General features: G+C 70.8%; 16 protein-coding genes. 6 read left to right on the forward strand and 10 right to left on the reverse strand.

All coding sequences use genetic code 11. The annotated features are described in order from the left end of the window. Positions 1 to 5 precede the first annotated feature (5 nt). The 5 genes from thpD to IEY89_RS26700 form a co-directional block, all read right to left on the reverse strand. A complete protein-coding gene (gene thpD, locus IEY89_RS26680; protein ID WP_189150041.1) occupies positions 6 to 902 on the reverse strand; it encodes an ectoine hydroxylase in 897 nt (298 codons plus the stop codon). A gap of 5 nt (positions 903 to 907) precedes the next feature. Then, positions 908 to 1,330, reverse strand: coding sequence for an ectoine synthase (locus tag IEY89_RS26685; protein ID WP_189150118.1), 423 nt, complete (start codon positions 1,328 to 1,330; stop codon positions 908 to 910). Between the two features lie 85 nt (positions 1,331 to 1,415). Further along, positions 1,416 to 2,696 carry a diaminobutyrate--2-oxoglutarate transaminase gene (gene ectB / locus IEY89_RS26690; protein WP_189150042.1) on the reverse strand — a complete coding sequence of 427 codons (1,281 nt, stop codon included), beginning with the start codon at positions 2,694 to 2,696 and terminating at the stop codon, positions 1,416 to 1,418. A gap of 70 nt (positions 2,697 to 2,766) precedes the next feature. Beyond that, positions 2,767 to 3,288 (reverse strand): diaminobutyrate acetyltransferase, encoded by a 522-nt coding sequence (ectA, locus tag IEY89_RS26695; protein WP_189150043.1) that lies wholly within the window; start codon positions 3,286 to 3,288, stop codon positions 2,767 to 2,769. A 262-nt stretch (positions 3,289 to 3,550) separates the two neighbouring features. Further along, positions 3,551 to 4,654: a pyridoxal-phosphate-dependent aminotransferase family protein gene (locus IEY89_RS26700; RefSeq protein WP_189150044.1), complete on the reverse strand. Its 1,104-nt coding sequence runs from the start codon at positions 4,652 to 4,654 to the stop codon at positions 3,551 to 3,553. A gap of 202 nt (positions 4,655 to 4,856) precedes the next feature. Here IEY89_RS26700 and IEY89_RS26705 point away from each other — a divergent pair, with 202 nt between their 5' ends. The 5 genes from IEY89_RS26705 (at position 4,857) to IEY89_RS26725 (ending at position 9,535) form a co-directional block, all read left to right on the forward strand. Then, on the forward strand, positions 4,857 to 5,702 hold the full coding sequence (locus tag IEY89_RS26705; protein ID WP_189150045.1) for a transporter substrate-binding domain-containing protein: 846 nt from the start codon (positions 4,857 to 4,859) through the stop codon (positions 5,700 to 5,702). Then, the gene (locus tag IEY89_RS26710) at positions 5,699 to 6,535 is read left to right on the forward strand and encodes an amino acid ABC transporter permease (protein WP_189150046.1); all 837 of its coding nucleotides are present in this window, start codon (positions 5,699 to 5,701) and stop codon (positions 6,533 to 6,535) included. The genes IEY89_RS26705 and IEY89_RS26710 overlap by 4 nt, the downstream gene beginning before the upstream one ends. 29 nt (positions 6,536 to 6,564) lie before the next feature. Further along, positions 6,565 to 7,377: an amino acid ABC transporter ATP-binding protein gene (locus IEY89_RS26715; protein ID WP_189150119.1), complete on the forward strand. Its 813-nt coding sequence runs from the start codon at positions 6,565 to 6,567 to the stop codon at positions 7,375 to 7,377. Positions 7,378 to 7,387: 10 nt separating this feature from the next. Beyond that, positions 7,388 to 8,479, forward strand: a complete 1,092-nt coding sequence (locus IEY89_RS26720) for an amidohydrolase family protein (protein ID WP_189150047.1) — start codon at positions 7,388 to 7,390, stop codon at positions 8,477 to 8,479. Between the two features lie 165 nt (positions 8,480 to 8,644). Then, positions 8,645 to 9,535, forward strand: coding sequence for an SCO1860 family LAETG-anchored protein (locus IEY89_RS26725; RefSeq protein WP_189150048.1), 891 nt, complete (start codon positions 8,645 to 8,647; stop codon positions 9,533 to 9,535). Positions 9,536 to 9,713: 178 nt separating this feature from the next. Here the strand turns inward: IEY89_RS26725 and cobC are convergent, their stop codons facing one another. From cobC to cobM, 5 genes are all read right to left on the reverse strand, one after another. Next, entirely contained in the window at positions 9,714 to 10,787 is a 1,074-nt protein-coding gene (cobC, locus tag IEY89_RS26730) for an Rv2231c family histidinol phosphate aminotransferase CobC (RefSeq protein WP_189150049.1), read from the reverse strand. Beyond that, the gene (locus tag IEY89_RS26735) at positions 10,777 to 11,715 is read right to left on the reverse strand and encodes a sirohydrochlorin chelatase (RefSeq protein WP_189150050.1); all 939 of its coding nucleotides are present in this window, start codon (positions 11,713 to 11,715) and stop codon (positions 10,777 to 10,779) included. Before IEY89_RS26735 ends, cobC begins: the two co-directional genes overlap by 11 nt. An 88-nt stretch (positions 11,716 to 11,803) precedes the next feature. Further along, positions 11,804 to 13,528, reverse strand: a complete 1,725-nt coding sequence (gene cobJ, locus IEY89_RS26740) for a precorrin-3B C(17)-methyltransferase (RefSeq protein ID WP_189150051.1) — start codon at positions 13,526 to 13,528, stop codon at positions 11,804 to 11,806. After that, positions 13,525 to 14,823 carry a precorrin-6y C5,15-methyltransferase (decarboxylating) subunit CbiE gene (gene cbiE / locus IEY89_RS26745; protein ID WP_189150052.1) on the reverse strand — a complete coding sequence of 433 codons (1,299 nt, stop codon included), beginning with the start codon at positions 14,821 to 14,823 and terminating at the stop codon, positions 13,525 to 13,527. Before cbiE ends, cobJ begins: the two co-directional genes overlap by 4 nt. Further along, the gene (cobM, locus tag IEY89_RS26750) at positions 14,820 to 15,659 is read right to left on the reverse strand and encodes a precorrin-4 C(11)-methyltransferase (RefSeq protein ID WP_189150053.1); all 840 of its coding nucleotides are present in this window, start codon (positions 15,657 to 15,659) and stop codon (positions 14,820 to 14,822) included. The genes cbiE and cobM overlap by 4 nt, the downstream gene beginning before the upstream one ends. 98 nt (positions 15,660 to 15,757) lie before the next feature. On the opposite strand from cobM, the gene IEY89_RS26755 reads away from it, so the two are divergent. Beyond that, positions 15,758 to 16,498, forward strand: a complete 741-nt coding sequence (locus tag IEY89_RS26755) for a ZIP family metal transporter (protein WP_189150054.1) — start codon at positions 15,758 to 15,760, stop codon at positions 16,496 to 16,498. The last annotated feature ends 1 nt before the right edge of the window (position 16,499 follow it).

Genomic DNA, 16,499 nt, shown 5'->3' on the forward strand with positions numbered 1-16,499 from the left:
GGGAGTCACCTCACCGGTGTGAAGTCCCTGGCTCCGATGAACTCCGGCCTGCGTACCGGTGCCGCGAACGGCTCCACCGCCTGGTTCTCCACGCTGTTGAACACGATGAAGACGTTGCTGCGCGGGTACGGCGTGATGTTGTCCCCGGAGCCGTGCATGCAGTTGCAGTCGAACCAGGTCGCCGAACCCGCCCTGCCCGTGAACAACCTGATGCCGTGCTCGTCGGCGAGGGAGGTCAGTGCCTCGTCGGACGGGGTGCCCGCGTCCTGCATCTGGAGCGACTTCTTGTAGTTGTCGTCGGGAGTGGCCCCCGCACAGCCGAGGAACGTACGGTGCGAGTCCGGCATGATCATGAGGCCGCCGTTGGTGTCGAGGTTCTCGGTCAGCGCGATCGAGACGGACACCGTCCGCATGTTCGGCAGGCCGTCCTCCGCGTGCCAGGTCTCGAAGTCGGAGTGCCAGTAGAAGCCGCCGGCCCCGAACCCCGGCTTGACGTTGATCCGCGACTGGTGGACGTACACGTCGGAGCCGAGGAGCTGCCGGGCCCGCCCGACGATCCGCTCGTCCCGCACGAGCCGGCCGAACACCTCGCTGATCCGGTGCACCTCGAAGACCGACCGGATCTCCTTCGACTTCGGCTCGATGATCGACCGTTCGTCGGCACGGACGGACGGATCCGTGACCAGTCGCTCCAACTCGGCCCGGTAGAGCGCGACTTCGTCGTCATCTAGGAGCCGGTCGAGAGCCCGGAAACCATCGCGCTCGTACGCCATGAGGTCGTCCGCGGTGAACGGCCCGGGCGTGTCCGGCGCGCCCCAGAGGACCGGGTCCTGCCGCGGGACGGACACCTCGGCGGCGCCACGGGTGGGGTACAGGTCGGTGAGCGTGGACGTGGGTGACATGGGTGTCAGACCTCCTCGGGGTCGAAGCCGGGGTCGGGTTCCGTCAGCAGGGGGTAGACGCCGTTCTCGTCATGGTCCTCGCGGCCGGTCACGGGCGGGTTGAAGACGCACAGACAGCGGAAGTCCTCCTTGATCCGCATGGTGTGCCGCTCGTGCCCGTCGAGGAGGTACATGGTGCCGGGGGTGATCGTGTAGGTCCGCCCGGTCTCGTCGTCGGTCAGCAGGGCCTCGCCCTCGACGCACACGACGGCCTCGACATGGTTCGCGTACCACATCGACGTCTTGGTGCCCGCGTACAGAACCGTCTCGTGGAGCGAGAAGCCGACCCGCTCCTTGGCGAGGACGATGCGCTTGCTCTCCCAGGTTCCGGACGCCGCCCTCACATGCCGGTCGGTGTTTTCGATGTCCTTGAACGAACGGACGATCACAGCGCTCAACAACCCCTTTCTCGGATGGTGCGGACGTTCACAAGCTCAGAAGTCCAGCAGTTCAGACAGCAGTTCAGACAGTTGTTCAGACGGTCTCGGCGGTCTCGCGCACGGCGCGGGCGACGATCCGCAGGCCCTCGTCCAGCTCCTCGGGAGTGATGGTGAGCGCCGGCAGCAGCTTCACGACCTCGCTCTCCGGGCCGGACGTCTCGATGAGCAGCCCGAGTTCGAAGGCCCGCTGCGCGACCCGGCCCGCGCGCGCCTTCTCGTGGAACTCCATGCCCCACACCAGCCCCCGGCCCCGGTACTCCCTGACGTCGTCCGGGTTCTCCTCGGTGATCGAGATCAGCGCCTCCTCGACCTGCTCACCACGGGCGCGCGTCTGCTTCTCCATGGCGGAGCCGTCGGACCAGTACGTCTCCAGCGTGGCGGCGGCCGTCACGAACGCCGGGTTGTTGCCGCGGAACGTGCCGTTGTGCTCGCCCGGCTCCCAGATGTCCAGCTCGGGCCTGAACAGGCAGAGGGACATGGGGAGTCCGTACCCGCTGATGGACTTCGACAGGGTGACGATGTCGGGTACGACGCCCGCTTCCTCGAAGGAGAAGAAGGCGCCGGTGCGCCCGCAGCCCATCTGGATGTCGTCGACGATCAGCAACATGTCCTGGCGTACGCACAGGTCGGCCAGCGCCCGAAGCCACTCCGGGCGCGCCACGTTGATGCCGCCCTCGCCCTGCACGGTCTCCACGATCACGGCGGCCGGCTTGTTGAGGCCGGAGCCCTGGTCCTCCAACAGCCGCTCGAACCACAGGAAGTCGGGGACGGTCCCCTCGAAGTAGTTGTCGAACGGCATCGGCGTGCCGTGCACCAGCGGAACGCCCGCGCCGGCCCGCTTGAAGGCGTTGCCGGTCACGGCGAGCGACCCGAGTGACATACCGTGGAAGGCGTTGGTGAAGGACACGATGGCCTCCCGCCCCTTCACCTTCCGCGCCAGCTTCAGCGCCGCCTCGACGGCGTTGGTGCCCGTCGGGCCGGGGAACATGACCTTGTACGGCAGGTCGCGGGGACGCAGCACCAACTCCTGGAAGGACTCCAGGAACGCGCGTTTCGCGGAGGTCGACATGTCGAGCCCGTGGGTGACGCCGTCCCGCTCCAGATAGTCGATCAACGCCCGTTTGAGTACGGGGTTGTTGTGGCCGTAGTTGAGCGATCCGGCGCCCGCGAAGAAGTCGAGGTAGGCGTGGCCGTCCTCGTCGTACATACGGCTGCCCTGCGCACGGTCGAACACGGCGGGCCAGCTGCGGCAGTAGCTGCGCACCTCCGACTCGACGGTCTCGAAGACGCTCAGGTCGGGCTGGGTGATGGTCACGTCGGTGAACTCCTTGAGGTGGGGGCGAGATCAGTCGGCAGAGCCGGGAGAGGCCGGAAAGTTCGGAAAACTAGGAGAGGGGGCCGATGCGGTACAGGACCTCGGGGTCGTGCGGGTCGTGTTGGCCGTTCGGCGCGCCGGGGAACAGGCCCGCGTCGAACAGCACCTCCCGCTCGACGGTGGCGCCGTGGCGCTCCGCGAACGAGGTGAACAGCCGTTCCGAGGCGGTGTTGCCCGGGGTGATGGTGGTCTCGACGGTGGTGAGACCCTGCTCGGCGCCGACCCGCCGGGTCAGCCCGTCGAGCAGCGCGGCGGCGAGCCCGCGCCCCTGGTGGTCGGCGTCGACGGCCACCTGCCAGACGAGCAGGGTGCCCGGCCGGTCCGGCCGGACGTACCCGGTGACGAAGCCGACCGGTCTCCCGTCGGAGTCCCGGGCGACGGCCGAGGTGGCGGCGAAGTCCCGGCACCACAGCAGATAGCTGTACGACGAGTTGAGATCGAGAACCTCAGAGTCCCGGGCGATCCGCCACAGCGCCGCCCCGTCGGCAATCACCGGGCGGTCTATTTGCAGGTCTCTCCGTGCTGCGCTCATGCAAATGGAACTTACCGAGAGAAAGTCCAAAATGCATGGCCGATCGGGGTTCCGTGCGGACGTGGAATGTGTTATTCCGTGAGTATGAGAATGCCCGCTTTGTCCAGTGAATAACCAGACAAAGCGGGCGCATTGTTGAGTGTGTCACAATCATGCAATTTACTTGATTCGTTCGCAAAACCTTTGCGTTTAGGTCAATGAAAAGCGGGCAGAAGAATACGGGAAACTATCCTTGTTCTTACTGCCCAATTTCATCGCGCATTCACGCGAAATTCGCCACCGCTTGCCGCAGGGCCCCTTCGACATCCACGGCACGCCCCCGGTCCGCCAGCGCCGCGCCCAGCGCGACCAGACTCCCGAGCACCGCCTCCCGCGTCGCGTCCGCCCCGTAGTGGTTGACCCGGATCATCTCCTTGGCCAGCGCGCCCCCGCCCGCGGCCAGCGGCAGCGCCGGATCGGCGGCCAGCGCGCTCGCCACCAGCTCCGACGCGACGACCCCGGAGGGGGCCCGCAGCGTCGTGGCCACGGGCGCCGCGTCCTCGGCCTCGCGCACATACGGCTCAAGCCCGCCGCCCAGCGCGAGCACTCCCGCCCGGGTGGCCGCCGCCGCGGCGGTGTGCCGGGCGATCACCGTGTCCAGCCCCGCCGCCTCGATCCGCTCGACGCACGCCTCCAGCGCGAGCATCTCCAACTGGGCGGGAGCGTGCAGGAGGGTGCGTCGGCCGCCGTCGATCCACCGTTCCTTCCAGTCCAGCAGCGAGAGGTACGACCGTCGCGGCGCCCCCGGGTTCGCCGCCATCCGCGCCCACGCCCGCTCGCTCACCGACACTGCCGACACCCCGGCCGGCCCGCCCATCGCCTTCTGCGCCCCGATCACGCACAGGTCGACACCCCACGCGTCCGGCAGCACCGGTTCGGCGCCGACCGACGCGACGGCGTCGAGGGAGAAGAGGGCGCCGTGTTCCCGTACCGCCTCGCCGATCTCCGCCACCGGGTTGGTGTTGCCGGTCGCCGCCTCCGCGTGCACCAGCGAGACGAAGTCGATCTCCGGATGCTCGGCGAACGCCTCCCGGATCCGCGCGGCCGTGACCGCGGCGTGGAAGGGCACCGCGAGATCGACGACGGTGGCGCCGCAGTCCCGCAGCCAGTCGCCGAACGTCTGCCCGTAGGGGCCGGTGATGACGTTGAGAGCGGTCGTGCCCGGGCCCGCGGTCCCCCTGATGGCGCCCTCCAGGGGCAGCAGCGCCTCGCCCTGCATGATCACGACGTCCTGCTCGGTGGAGAGCAGCCGCGCCACGCGGTCCTCGATCGACGCGAAGCGAGCGGCGGTCAGTGGCGCCAGGTCAAGGAAGGGGTGCGTGGTCACGGTGGTGCTCTCTTCGCATCGCGGGGTAGGTAAGTCGAGTCGAGACTAACGGGAGAGCTTCCTGACCCTCGGGTCGGCGGGATCCGAGGCCCGCGCGGCCTGAAAACCGCAGGTCGCATGACGCCATGACCATGGGAATAGTTTGAGATCCTCAAACGTCTCCTTATAATCAGAAGTCACAGTCCCCCCACAGGAGGTCCCCTTGAACACGGTCCTCGCACGACGGTCCCGCATCCTGGCCGCCACCACCGCGACGGCCGGGCTTCTGCTCGTGGCCGGCTGTTCCTCGGACGACGACGGCGGCAGCGCCTCGAAGACCGCCGCCGGCGGGGTCGAGCTCGTCAAGGGCGGCCAGCTCACCGTCTGCACCCACCTGCCCTACCCGCCCTTCCAGTCGGAGGTCGACGGCAAGGTGCAGGGCTTCGACGTGTCGCTCGTCGATCTCGCCGCCAAGAACCTCGGCGTGAAGCAGGAGATCCTCGACACGCCCTTCGAGAACTTCAAGACGGGTGCCTTTCTCAACGCGGACCAGTGCGACCTCGGCGCGGCCGGCATGACCATCACGGAGGAGCGCAAGAAGAACGTCGACTTCTCCGACCCGTACTTCGCCGCGACGCAGGCCGTCCTCGTCGACAAGAAGAGCGGCATCACCTCCTTCGCCGGTCTCCAGGGCAAGAAGGTCGGTGCCCAGGCGCAGACCACCGGCGAGGACTACGCCAAGGGCAAGGATCTCGACCCGGTCTCCTTCGAGTCCTCCGACGCCGTCCTCAACGGCCTGCGCACCGGCCAGGTCGAGGCCGTGATCATCGACTACCCGGTGGTCCAGGGCTGGCTCAAGGACACGGCCAACGCCGACGCCTTCAAGGTGGTGGACAACCTCAACACCGGTGAGCAGTACGGCTTCACGGTGAAGAAGGGCAACACCAAACTGCTCGCCGCCCTCAACAGGGCGATCACCGACGCGAAGGCCGACGGCACCTACAAGAAGCTGTACGAGCAGTGGATCGGCCCGTACGACGAGTCCGCGGCAGCTCCGTCCGCGTCATGACCGACGCCTCCACGAAGCAGGTGCAGCCCCGTAAGCAGGGGTTGAGCCGCACGCAGAAACGCGCGCTGTCCCGGGGCGCGCAGTACGCGCTGTTCGTCGCGGCCGTGGTCGCCCTCGCGGTGTCGGCCGACTGGGCCCGTCTGAAGAACCAGTTCGCGCAGGCGGACCTGGCCGAGCAGATGTTCCCGGAGATCATCACGCTGGCCCTCAAGAACACCGTCCTCTACACACTGTCGGGCTTCGTCTTCGGCCTGGTGCTGGGGATGGTGATCGCCCTGATGCGGCTGTCACCGGTGGGCCCCTACCGCTGGGTCGCGGGCATCTACATCGAGATCTTCCGTGGTCTGCCGGCCCTGCTGATCTTCATCTTCGTCGGCGTGGCGGTACCTCTCGCCTTCCCCGGCACGGAGATCCCGGGCGGGACGTACGGCAAGGTGGCGCTGGCTCTCGGCCTGGTGTCGGCGGCGTACATGGCGGAGACGATCCGCGCGGGCATCCAGGCGGTGCCCAAGGGGCAGATGGAGGCGGCCCGTTCACTGGGCTTCTCGCATGCGCGGGCCATGGTCTCGATCATCATCCCGCAGGCGTTCCGGATCGTGATCCCGCCGCTCACCAACGAGTTGGTGCTCCTGTTCAAGGACTCCTCGCTGGTGCTGTTCCTCGGCGTCACCCTGGAGGAACGCGAACTGGCCAAGTACGGCCGTGACCTGGCCAGTCAGACCGCCAACTCCACGCCGATCCTGGTGGCGGGCCTGTGCTATCTGCTGGTGACGGTGCCGCTGGGCTTCGTCGTACGACGGCTTGAGACGAAGGCGGGGGAGGCGACGAGGTGAGCGGCCGAGTGAGTGACGGTACCGAGGACATGAGGGTGCCGGAGATCGAAGTCCGGGACCTGTACAAGTCGTTCGGCGACAACGAGGTGCTGCGCGGCATCGACCTGGAGATCGGGCAGGGCGAGGTCGTGTGCGTGATCGGCCCGTCCGGGTCCGGCAAGTCGACCCTGCTGCGCTGCGTGAACCTGCTGGAGGAGCCGACGAAGGGCCAGGTCTTCGTCGGCGGTACGGAGGTCACGCACCCGGACGTCGACATCGACGAGGTCCGCCGCCGTATCGGCATGGTCTTCCAGCAGTTCAACCTCTTCCCGCATCTGACGGTGACGGAGAACCTGACGCTGCCGCAACGCCGGGTGCTGAAGCGGGACAAGGCGCAGGCCGCACGGGTGGCCGCGGAGAACCTGGAGCGGGTGGGCCTGTCGGAGAAGGCGAACGCGTACCCGTCGTCCCTCTCCGGTGGCCAGCAGCAACGGGTCGCCATCGCAAGGGCGTTGGCGATGGGCCCGGAGGTCATGCTGTTCGACGAGCCGACGTCGGCACTCGACCCCGAGCTGGTGGGGGACGTGCTGGCGGTGATGCGCAGGCTGGCGAACGAGGGCATGACGATGATGGTCGTCACGCACGAGATGACGTTCGCCCGCGAGGTCGCCGACCGGGTCGTCTTCATGGACGGCGGAGTGATCGTCGAGGAGGGCACCCCGGCCCGGGTGATCACCAACCCGGCCCATGAACGCACCCGCCACTTCCTCTCCCGCCTGCTGGACCCGGCGATGGCGGACGTGGAGGAGGAATCGGCACACGAGGCGGAGGGCGAGGGCGAGAAGCCGCACCGGCCGAACTAAGGTGCCGTGCATGAGCGATCAGGCGGTGCTGCGGGTGAAGGGGCGGGTGCTGGTCGGCCCGGAGGAGATCCGTGACGAGCTGTGGGTGGTCGGTGGCCGGATCACCTACGACCGCCCGCCCGGCGCCCGTGACATCCGCACCGTGGAGGGCTGGGCGCTGCCCGGCCTGGTCGACGCGCACTGCCATGTGGGCCTGGGGCCGCACGGCCCCGTGCCCGAGGACACGGCGGAGAAGCAGGCGCTGACGGACCGGGACGCCGGGACCCTCCTCGTCCGGGATGCCGGTTCACCGTCGGACACCCGCTGGACCGACGCCCGCGAGGACCTACCGAAGATCATCAGGGCGGGCCGGCACATCGCCCGCACCCGCCGCTACATCCGGGGCTTCGCGCACGAGATCGAGCCGGACGACCTGGTGGCGTACGTCGGCCAGGAGGCCCGGCGCGGCGACGGCTGGGTCAAGCTGGTGGGCGACTGGCTGGACCGCGGCACCGGCGACCTCTCCGCCTGCTGGCCGCGCGAGGCCGTGGAGGCGGCGATCGCGGAGGCCCACCGCCTGGGCGCGCGGGTCACGGCCCACTGCTTCGCGGAGGACTCCCTGCGGGACCTGGTCGAGGCGGGCATCGACTGTGTCGAGCACGCGACGGGTCTGACCGAGGACACGATCCCCCTGTTCGCGGCACGCGGCGTCGCGATCGTCCCGACCCTGGTCAACATCGCGACGTTCCCGAACCTGGCGGCATCCGGCGAAGCCAAGTTCCCGGCCTGGTCCGCCCACATGCGCGGTCTGCACGAACGCCGCTACGACACGGTGCGTTCCGCGTACGACGCGGGGATTCCGGTGTACGTCGGCACGGACGCGGGGGGCACGTTGCCTCACGGACTGGTCGCGGCGGAGGTCGCCGAGCTGACCAAGGCAGGCATCCCGGCGGTCGAGGCGCTGTCGGCGACGACGTGGGGCGCACGGGAGTGGCTGGGGCGGCCCGGTCTCGCGGAGGGGGCGGCGGCGGACCTGGTGGTGTACGAGAGCGATCCGCGGGCGGACGTACGGGTGTTGGGGAAGCCGTTGCGGGTGGTGCTGAACGGGCGGATCGTGGCGTGACGCGGGTGACCCGGGTGAATGCGGTGAACATCCGTGCCGTGGGATTCGAAGATCTGCGCGGAAGCCCCACGTAGGGGTGAAGTCCCGTCAGATTGCTGACCGTTGGCCCCCTGTACGTAATTCTTACCGGGTCCCAGGCGTGTCTCTTCCGAGGGGTCCCCAACCGTGAACGCCACCAACTTCCGCATGCCCGCACGCCGTCTGGCCACCGTCGCGGTGGCCACGGCCCTGGTGGCCGCCGGTCCCGCGGCCCTGGCCCACGCGACGGAGGACCAGGGCCGCGCGAGCGCGGTCGTCCTGCGCACCGGGCTGAACGTGTCCCTCCTCAACAAGAGCGTGAACGTCCCGCTCGCGGTGGCGCTGAACGAGGTGCGGGCGCCGCAGAGCGCCCAACAGACGGCGCTGACCGCCACGTTGGACGGCGTGGACGGCGGAAAGCCGTTCACCGTGCTCGGTGCGGAGGTCGCGGAGGCGAAGGCGACGGTGTCGGAGGGAAAGGCGGAGGCGTCGACGAGGCTCGCCCACGCCAAGCTCCACGTGCCCGGTCTCCCGCTTCTGTCGCTCATCGAGGTCGAGCAGGTCACGTCGAGGGCGACCTGTGTGGCGGGGGAGAAGCCGGTCGCCTCCTCGAACCTCCTGGGTTCGGTGACGGCTCTCGGGAAGAGGGTGACGCTGACGCCGAGCGGCCCGGTCGAGGTGAAGGTGCCAGGCGTCGGTGAGGTGCGCCTCGACCTGTCCCAGTCGGAGACGACGACCCGTACGGCGGCTGCGACCGCGCTCGAACTCACCGTGTCCGTCAACCCGTTGGACCTCAACGTCGCGGAGGTCGAGGGCACGGTGACTCTGGCGAAGGCGACCTGTGAGGCACCGGCGGTACAGGCGCCGCCGCCGTCGGAACCGGCACCTGAGGTGAAGCCGCAGGGGGGTACGGCCGAGGCGGGGCTCGCGGAGACGGGTGGCAGCTCGATGACGCCGTACCTCGCGGGTGGGGCGGCCGTGCTCCTCCTGGCGGGCGGCGCAGCGGTCGCCCTGGCCCGTCGCCGCGCCAAGAACTGACCCGCCGTTCCTCGCCCCAGCCGCCCCCGAACCCCCGCTCCTCAATCGCCGGAGGGGCTGACTGTCCAGCCCGTCCGGCGATTGAGGACGAGCGCGTTCAACGCGAAGGGGGTCTGGGGGCGCAGCCCCCGGGGACAGGACGGGACGGGACGGGTAAGGGCGGCGGGGGCGAGGAAACTCACCGCTCCGCCAGCATCACCGCCCGATCGAACGCCTGCAGAAACCCGTTCACCGTCACCCGGTCCCGCACAGCCACCCGCAACCACTCCTCCCCCAGCCCGGGAAACGTGTCCCCCCGCCGCACCGCATACCCCAACCCCCGCAAGTGCCCCCGCACAGCCCCGGCCCGATCCACCCGCACCAGCACGAACGGCCCCTCCGCCGGCGTCACCACCCGCACCCCGTCGGACCCGAACTCGTCGAGCCCGGCGACAAGATGAGCCCGGTCCGCGGCGATACGACGTGCCGCTTCCGCCGCCTCCGCCAGCGCCGGCCCGGACACGCACGCCTCCGCCGCGGCCAGCGCAGGCGTGGACACCGGCCACAACGGCTGCGCCCGCTCCAGCTCCACGATCGTCTCCGGCGCCGCCAGCACGTACCCGATCCGCAGCCCCGCAAGACCCCACGTCTTCGTCAGGCTCCGCAGCACCACAAGGCCGGGCACGTCCGTACGTCCTGCCAGCGCCTCCCGCTCACCCGGCACCGCGTCCATGAACGCCTCGTCGACCACCAACGTCCGCCCAGGACGGGAGAGTCTGGCGATGACAGCCGCCGGATGCAGGATCGACGTCGGGTTCGTCGGGTTGCCGACCACCACCAGGTCGGCGTCGTCGGGCACGTGCGACGGGTCCAGCCGGAACCCGTCCTCCGCCCGCAGCAGCACCCGCTCCACAGGGTGCCCGGCATCCCGCAGGGCCGCCTCCGGCTCCGTGAACTGCGGGTGCACGACCACCGGTCGGCGTACCTTCAGGGCGCGCGCCAGCAGCACGAAGGCCTCCGCGGCCCCGGCGGTGAGCAGCACCCGTTCCACCGGCAGCCCGTGCCGGGCCGCCACCGCCGCCCGCGCGGCCCGCCCGTCGGGATACGCGGCGAGGGCGCCGAGCGACCCGGCGATGTGCTCGCGCAGCCAGGCCGGGGGAGTGCCGGCCCGGACGTTCACCGCGAGGTCGACCAACTTGGCGCCGTCGTCGCGCACTTCGGCGTCCCCGTGGTGCCGAAGGTCATGCCCGTCGGTGTCCGAGTCAGTGCGCATGGGAGTGCGAGTGCCCGTGGGAGTGGTGTCCATGATGGTGACCATCGTGGTCGCCGTCGTCGTCCGGATGGAAGTGCGGCTGCTGAGGCATTCCGACCTTGTCCTCGAAGCCGGGCAGCGCGATCCGGTACACGCACGAGTCGCAGTTCATCCGCAGGTCCCCCTGCACGGCCTCGCGGTACCGCTCCATCACCAGATCGAGCAACTCCGGCTCCGGACCGATGACGTCGGCGGACCGCACCTCGACCTCCGGGTGCGCGGATGCCCAGCCCTCCGTCTGCTGACGCACCCGGTCCGGCAGAATCCCGGTGAACAGGAAGTAGGGCAGGACGACGATCCGCCGCGCACCCAGCTTCACGCACCGGTCGAGCCCCGACGGCACGTCCGGCGCCGCCAGCGACACGAACGCCGTCTCCACACCGGCGTACCCGCGCCCCTCCCACAGCAGCCGCGCCGCCTTGAGCACCTCCGCGTTGGCGTCCGGGTCGGTGGAGCCGCGCCCGACCAGCAGCACGGTCACGTCGGTCCGGTCGGCGGGTGTCCGCGCCCCACCGCCCAGCGCCTCCTCCAGCCGCCGCTCCAGCACCGCCAGCAGCGCCGGGTGCGGGCCCAGCGGACGCCCGTACGTGTACGAGATCCCCGGGTGCCGTTCCTTCTCCCGGGACAGCGCCGCCGGGATGTCCCCCTTGGCGTGTCCGGCGGAGACCAGCATCAGCGGAACGGCGGCGAACCGTCGTACCCCCCGCTCCACCAGCTCGGTGACGGCGTCGCCCAGCGGTGGCGGCGACAGCTCGATGAAGCCGCCCGCGACGGGCAGTTCGGGGTTTCGGCGTCCCAACTCCCGTACGAAGTCACGGAACGCCTCGGCCCCGGCCTCGTCCCGAGTGCCGTGGCCGGCGATGAGCAGGGCGGGCGGCGGGGTGGTCACGATGTCTCCTCGGACTGTGAAGTGGGGTGCAACGGACGGATGTTGAGAGGGTTGCCGGAAAGTGCCGGACGAAGTTCCCGACGAAGGTTCACTGGGCCGTCTCCTGCCAGCGGTATCCGCGAGGTGTGACCATCCGGCCCGCGATGTTCCGCGTCGCGGTGTTGCCGACGGTCACGACCGTCATCATGTCGACCGTCGTCGGGTCGAGGCCGGCCAGCGTTGTGACGCGGCTGGACTCGTCGGGCCGTGACGCGTTCCGTACGACACCCACGGGAGTCGTCGGCTCCCGGTGCGCGCCCAGGATGGCGAGCGCCTTGGGCAGCTGCCAGTCACGGCCCCGGCTGCGCGGGTTGTAGAACGTCACGACGATGTCCGCCTCGGCCGCCGCCCGCACCCGCCGCTCGATGACGTGCCAGGGCGTGTGCAGGTCGGAGAGGCTGATGGAGACATGGTCGTGGCCGAGCGGGGCCCCGAGAATCGCGCCGGCTGCGAGGGCGGCCGTGACACCCGGCACTCCGACCACGTCGATGTCGTCGGACGCCTCGGCCAGCGCGGGCGACGCCATCGCGTACACGCCCGCGTCCCCGCTGCCGATCAGCGCGACCGCCTGGCCCTTCCGGGCCTCGGCCACCGCTGTGCGCGCCCGCTCCTCCTCGGCCCCGAGCCCCGACTCCAGGATCCGGGTACCGGGCCGCAGCAGATCACGGATCTGGTCGACGTACTGATCGAGCCCGACCAGCACGGACGCGCGCCGCAACTCCGCCTCGGCACGCGGCGTCAGCAGATCCCGTGCCCCCGGCCCCAGCCCCACGACCGCGAGCCGCCCACGCCCCGGCCGCCGTACGACGGCACAGGTCGCCATGGCCGGTGCCCCGTCCGCACGCGCCGACTTCCTCTTGGGTACGAGGAGTTCACCCCCGCCGACCAGCGCGGCGGCCTCCGCCACGGACGGCGTACCGACGGCGGCGAGCGGCGCGGCGGAGGGATTCGGCACCTCGACCCCGGCCAACTCGTCGGCGGAGTACGTCACCACAGGCACCCCGAGCCGCTCGGCGGCCCCGACGATTCCGGGCTCGTCGGCCTTCGCGTCGACGGTGGCCAGCGCGGCGACCGAGGCCACCGAGAGGCCCGCCTCCGCCAACGCGCCCTCGACCAGCCCGAGTACCTCGTCGACCGGAGCCCCCTTGGAGGCGCCCACACCGACGACGAGGGACGGGGGACGCAACACGACCTCGCCCGTCCCGCCGGTGTCGATCAGTCGGTCGGTCACCCGGATCGTCGGCCCGTCGCCCGGCACCGCACTCCCGGCGCGGGACGGCAGCACATGGGACGGCAGCGCGGGCAGCGGCCAGGTCGACTCCAGCTCCAGCGCGACGGGTTCACCGTCGAGCAGCGCCCGCGAGACCCCCGCGACATCGCCCTCCACGGGCAGCCCGAGCGTGTCGAGCCCCGGCACTCCCACGGCGTCCGTCGCGGTGGTCACCACCGGCTCCGCACCCAGCAACCGCCCGACGGCACGGGCGAGTTCATTGGCCCCGCCACCGTGCCCACCGACCAGCGACACGGCGAACCGCCCGCCCTCGTCGACGCACACCACACCGGGATCGGACGCCTTGTCTGACAGCAGCGGGGCGACCAGCCGGACGACCGCCCCCGTGGCCAGGAAGCACACGAGCTGCGAACACTCCCCGAAAGCGCGCCGGACGGCGTCGGCGACCGGCCCCTCGTACACACGCGTACGGTCGGGCCAGGCGGCGGCAAGCCGATCGCGCGCCGCCGCGCCCGCCGCCGTCGCGGAAATCAGGCCGATCACAGTGCGACTCCTTCTCTACCGGTATGTCTTTCCACGGGTCTGTCCGCAGCCGCTGTGGGGCGCGTGCCCCACAGCAGGAAAACGGGGTTGGTCGCCGCGAGGCGGGTCACCTCACCCGGCAGCGGCGCGAGCCGGGACGACTGCAGCAGCACGCCGTCGCAGTCGAGTCCGGCGCCGATGAGCGCCGCACGCACGGCCGGCACCCGGTCCAGGGCTGCCATCGCGACCACCACCGTCCGCCGGACCCGCCCCGCACACGCGGTGACGATCTCGGGCAGCTCTCGCCCGCCCCCGCCGATGAACACGGCGTCGGGATCGTCGAGTTCGGACGGCGCGGGCAGGTCGGCGGGTGCGCTCCCGCGCACCACCCGCACGTCGACACCGTGCGCGGAGGCGTTCGCCCGCACCCGCTCCGCCCCGTCCGGCGTCTTCTCGACGGCGACCACGGCCGCCCCGAACCGGGCGCACTCCACGGCGACGGAACCGGAGCCCGCGCCGATGTCCCAGACCAGGTCACCGAGGCGCGGCCCGAGCCGGGCCAGTGCCAGGGCCCGTACCTCGAACTTGGTGATCATCGAGTCGCGATGGGCGAACTCCTGCTCGTCCAGGGCCCATCGGGCGGGCCCGACAGCCGACCCGGCGACCGTGACACGGCCCGGCGCGAGTGCCCGCGCCTCGTCCAGACACAGCACCACACTCACCGCGTCGCCCCAGTCCCGCACAGCCGCCTCGGCAGGCGTGACCCGCTCGACGCGCTCGCGTTCCGGATCGCCCAGCGCCGAGGCGACCACCAGGACACGCGCCCCCGGGCCGCCCGCCAACGCCGCGCCCAGCTCGGCGGGCCCGGCACCCGGCCCGGTCAGCACCGCCACCTTGGGCCGCGCCCGGCACACGTTGACCGCCGTACGCAGCGCACGCCCGTGCGCGCTGACGACCACCGCGTCGTCCCAGGTCAGCCCGGTCCGGGCGAAGGCGGCGGCGACGGAGGACACCCCCGGCCGGACATCGAGCCGCCCGGCCCCGAACCGCTCGGCCAGCGCCCGCACGATCCCGAAGAACCCCGGATCACCGGAAGCCAGCACGACGACGGGCCGCTCCTTGCCGACGTACTCCTCGATGGTGTCGAGCGCCGGAGGCAGCGGCCCGAGAACCACCCGCTCAGCACCCTCCGCCACGGCCGCCGACACCGCCGCCAGATGCCGCCGGGCTCCCACGACCAGCGCGGCCCCGGCGACGGCGGCCGTGGCGTCCGGCGGAAGCGCCGCCCCCGTCCCGGTACCGATGACGGTGATCACGTACTCGCCCCTCGCTCGCGCAGCGCCCGGCGGGCCTCCGGGTCGGCCTTGCGGAAGCCGTGGAAGTGGCCGGGGTGGTAGAGGTGCGAACGGGTGCCGCTGGCGTCGAGGGCCGGGCCGACCAGGAACAAGGTGTGCTTCCACAGCTTGTGCTCCTTGACCGTCTCCTCCAGCGTCCCGATCGTGCACCGCACGACCAGCTCCTCGGGCCAGGTCGCCTGATAGGCGACGACGACCGCCGTGGACGTCGGATAGCCGCCCTCCAGCAGCTCCCGTACGAGCTGCCCACTGCGGGCGGCGGACAGGAAGATCGCCATGGTGGTCCCGTGCCGGGCGAACTCCCGGACCTCCTCGCCCGGCGGCATCGGCGTCTTGCCGCCGCCCAGCCGGGTGAGGATCACGGACTGCGCGACCTCGGGGATCGTCAGCTCACGCTGGGCGAGGGCGGCGACCGCGGAGAAGGAGGAGACGCCGGGCACGATCTCGGTCTCGATCCCGAGCCCGGCGCACCGGTCGACCTGCTCCTGGGTGCCGCCCCAGAGCGCGGGATCGCCGGAGTGGATACGCGCCACGCGCAGGCCCTCGCGCACGGCACGCTCGTACACGGCGACGACGTCCTCCAGCGACATCGTCGCCGAGTCGAGGATCTCCGCCCCCTCGCGCGCATGGTCGAGGACGGCCTCCTGTACGAGGCTGGCCGCCCAGATGACGACATCCGCCTCGGCGATGGCGCGGGCCGCGCGGAACGTCAGCAGATCGGCGGCGCCGGGGCCGGCACCGACGAACGTCACCTTGCCGGTGGGAGCGTCAGTCGAAACGTCGGCCGTGGGAGCCATGGGGCGAGATCCTCTCGTACGGAATGTCGAACACGTCAGTGAGTGTGCGGGTGGGTGTGGAGGTGCGCGAAGGCGGGTTGATCGGATAGCAAGGGCACATGGCGGTCTTCGTCGCGCTCGGCGCGTTCCTGATGACGCTGGCCGGCGGCTGGACGGCACTGCGTGTGACCGACCGCCGCCATCTCGTCCTTGGCCTGGCCGGCGGCCTGATGCTGGGCGTGGTCGGCCTCGACCTGCTGCCCGAGGCGCTGCACGCGGCGGGCCAGGAGGTGTTCGGCGTACCGGCCGCGCTGCTCCTGTTCGTCACCGGCTTTCTGCTGGCCCATCTGGTGGAACGCCTGCTCGCCGTACGACAGGCCGCGCACGGCGCCACCGAGGGGACCGGGGAGCACGGCGGACGGACGCCCGAAGTGGGTCTGACGGCCGCCGCGGCGATGGTCGGCCACAGCGCGATGGACGGCGTCGCGATCGGCGCCGCCTTCCAGGTGGGCGGCGGCATGGGCCTCGCGGTCGCGCTCGCCGTGATCGCCCACGACTTCGCCGACGGCTTCAACACGTACACGATCACGAGCCTGTACGGAAACGCCCGCCGCAAGGCGTTGGCCATGCTGTTCGCCGACGCGGCGGCACCTGTCGTGGGCGCGGCCTCGACCCTCTTCTTCACCATCCCCGAACAGGCGCTCGGCGGCTATCTCGGCCTCTTCGGCGGAGCACTGCTCTATCTCGCCGCCGCCGAGATCCTCCCCGAGGCCCACCACGAACACCCCGCCCACTCGACGGTGCTGTGCACGATCGCGGGCGTGGCGTTCATCTGGCTGGTGGTGGGCCTGTCGGGCTGAG

The sequence above is a fragment of the Streptomyces lacrimifluminis genome (genome assembly GCF_014646095.1).
GTDB classification, from domain to species: Bacteria; Actinomycetota; Actinomycetes; order Streptomycetales; family Streptomycetaceae; genus Streptomyces; species Streptomyces lacrimifluminis.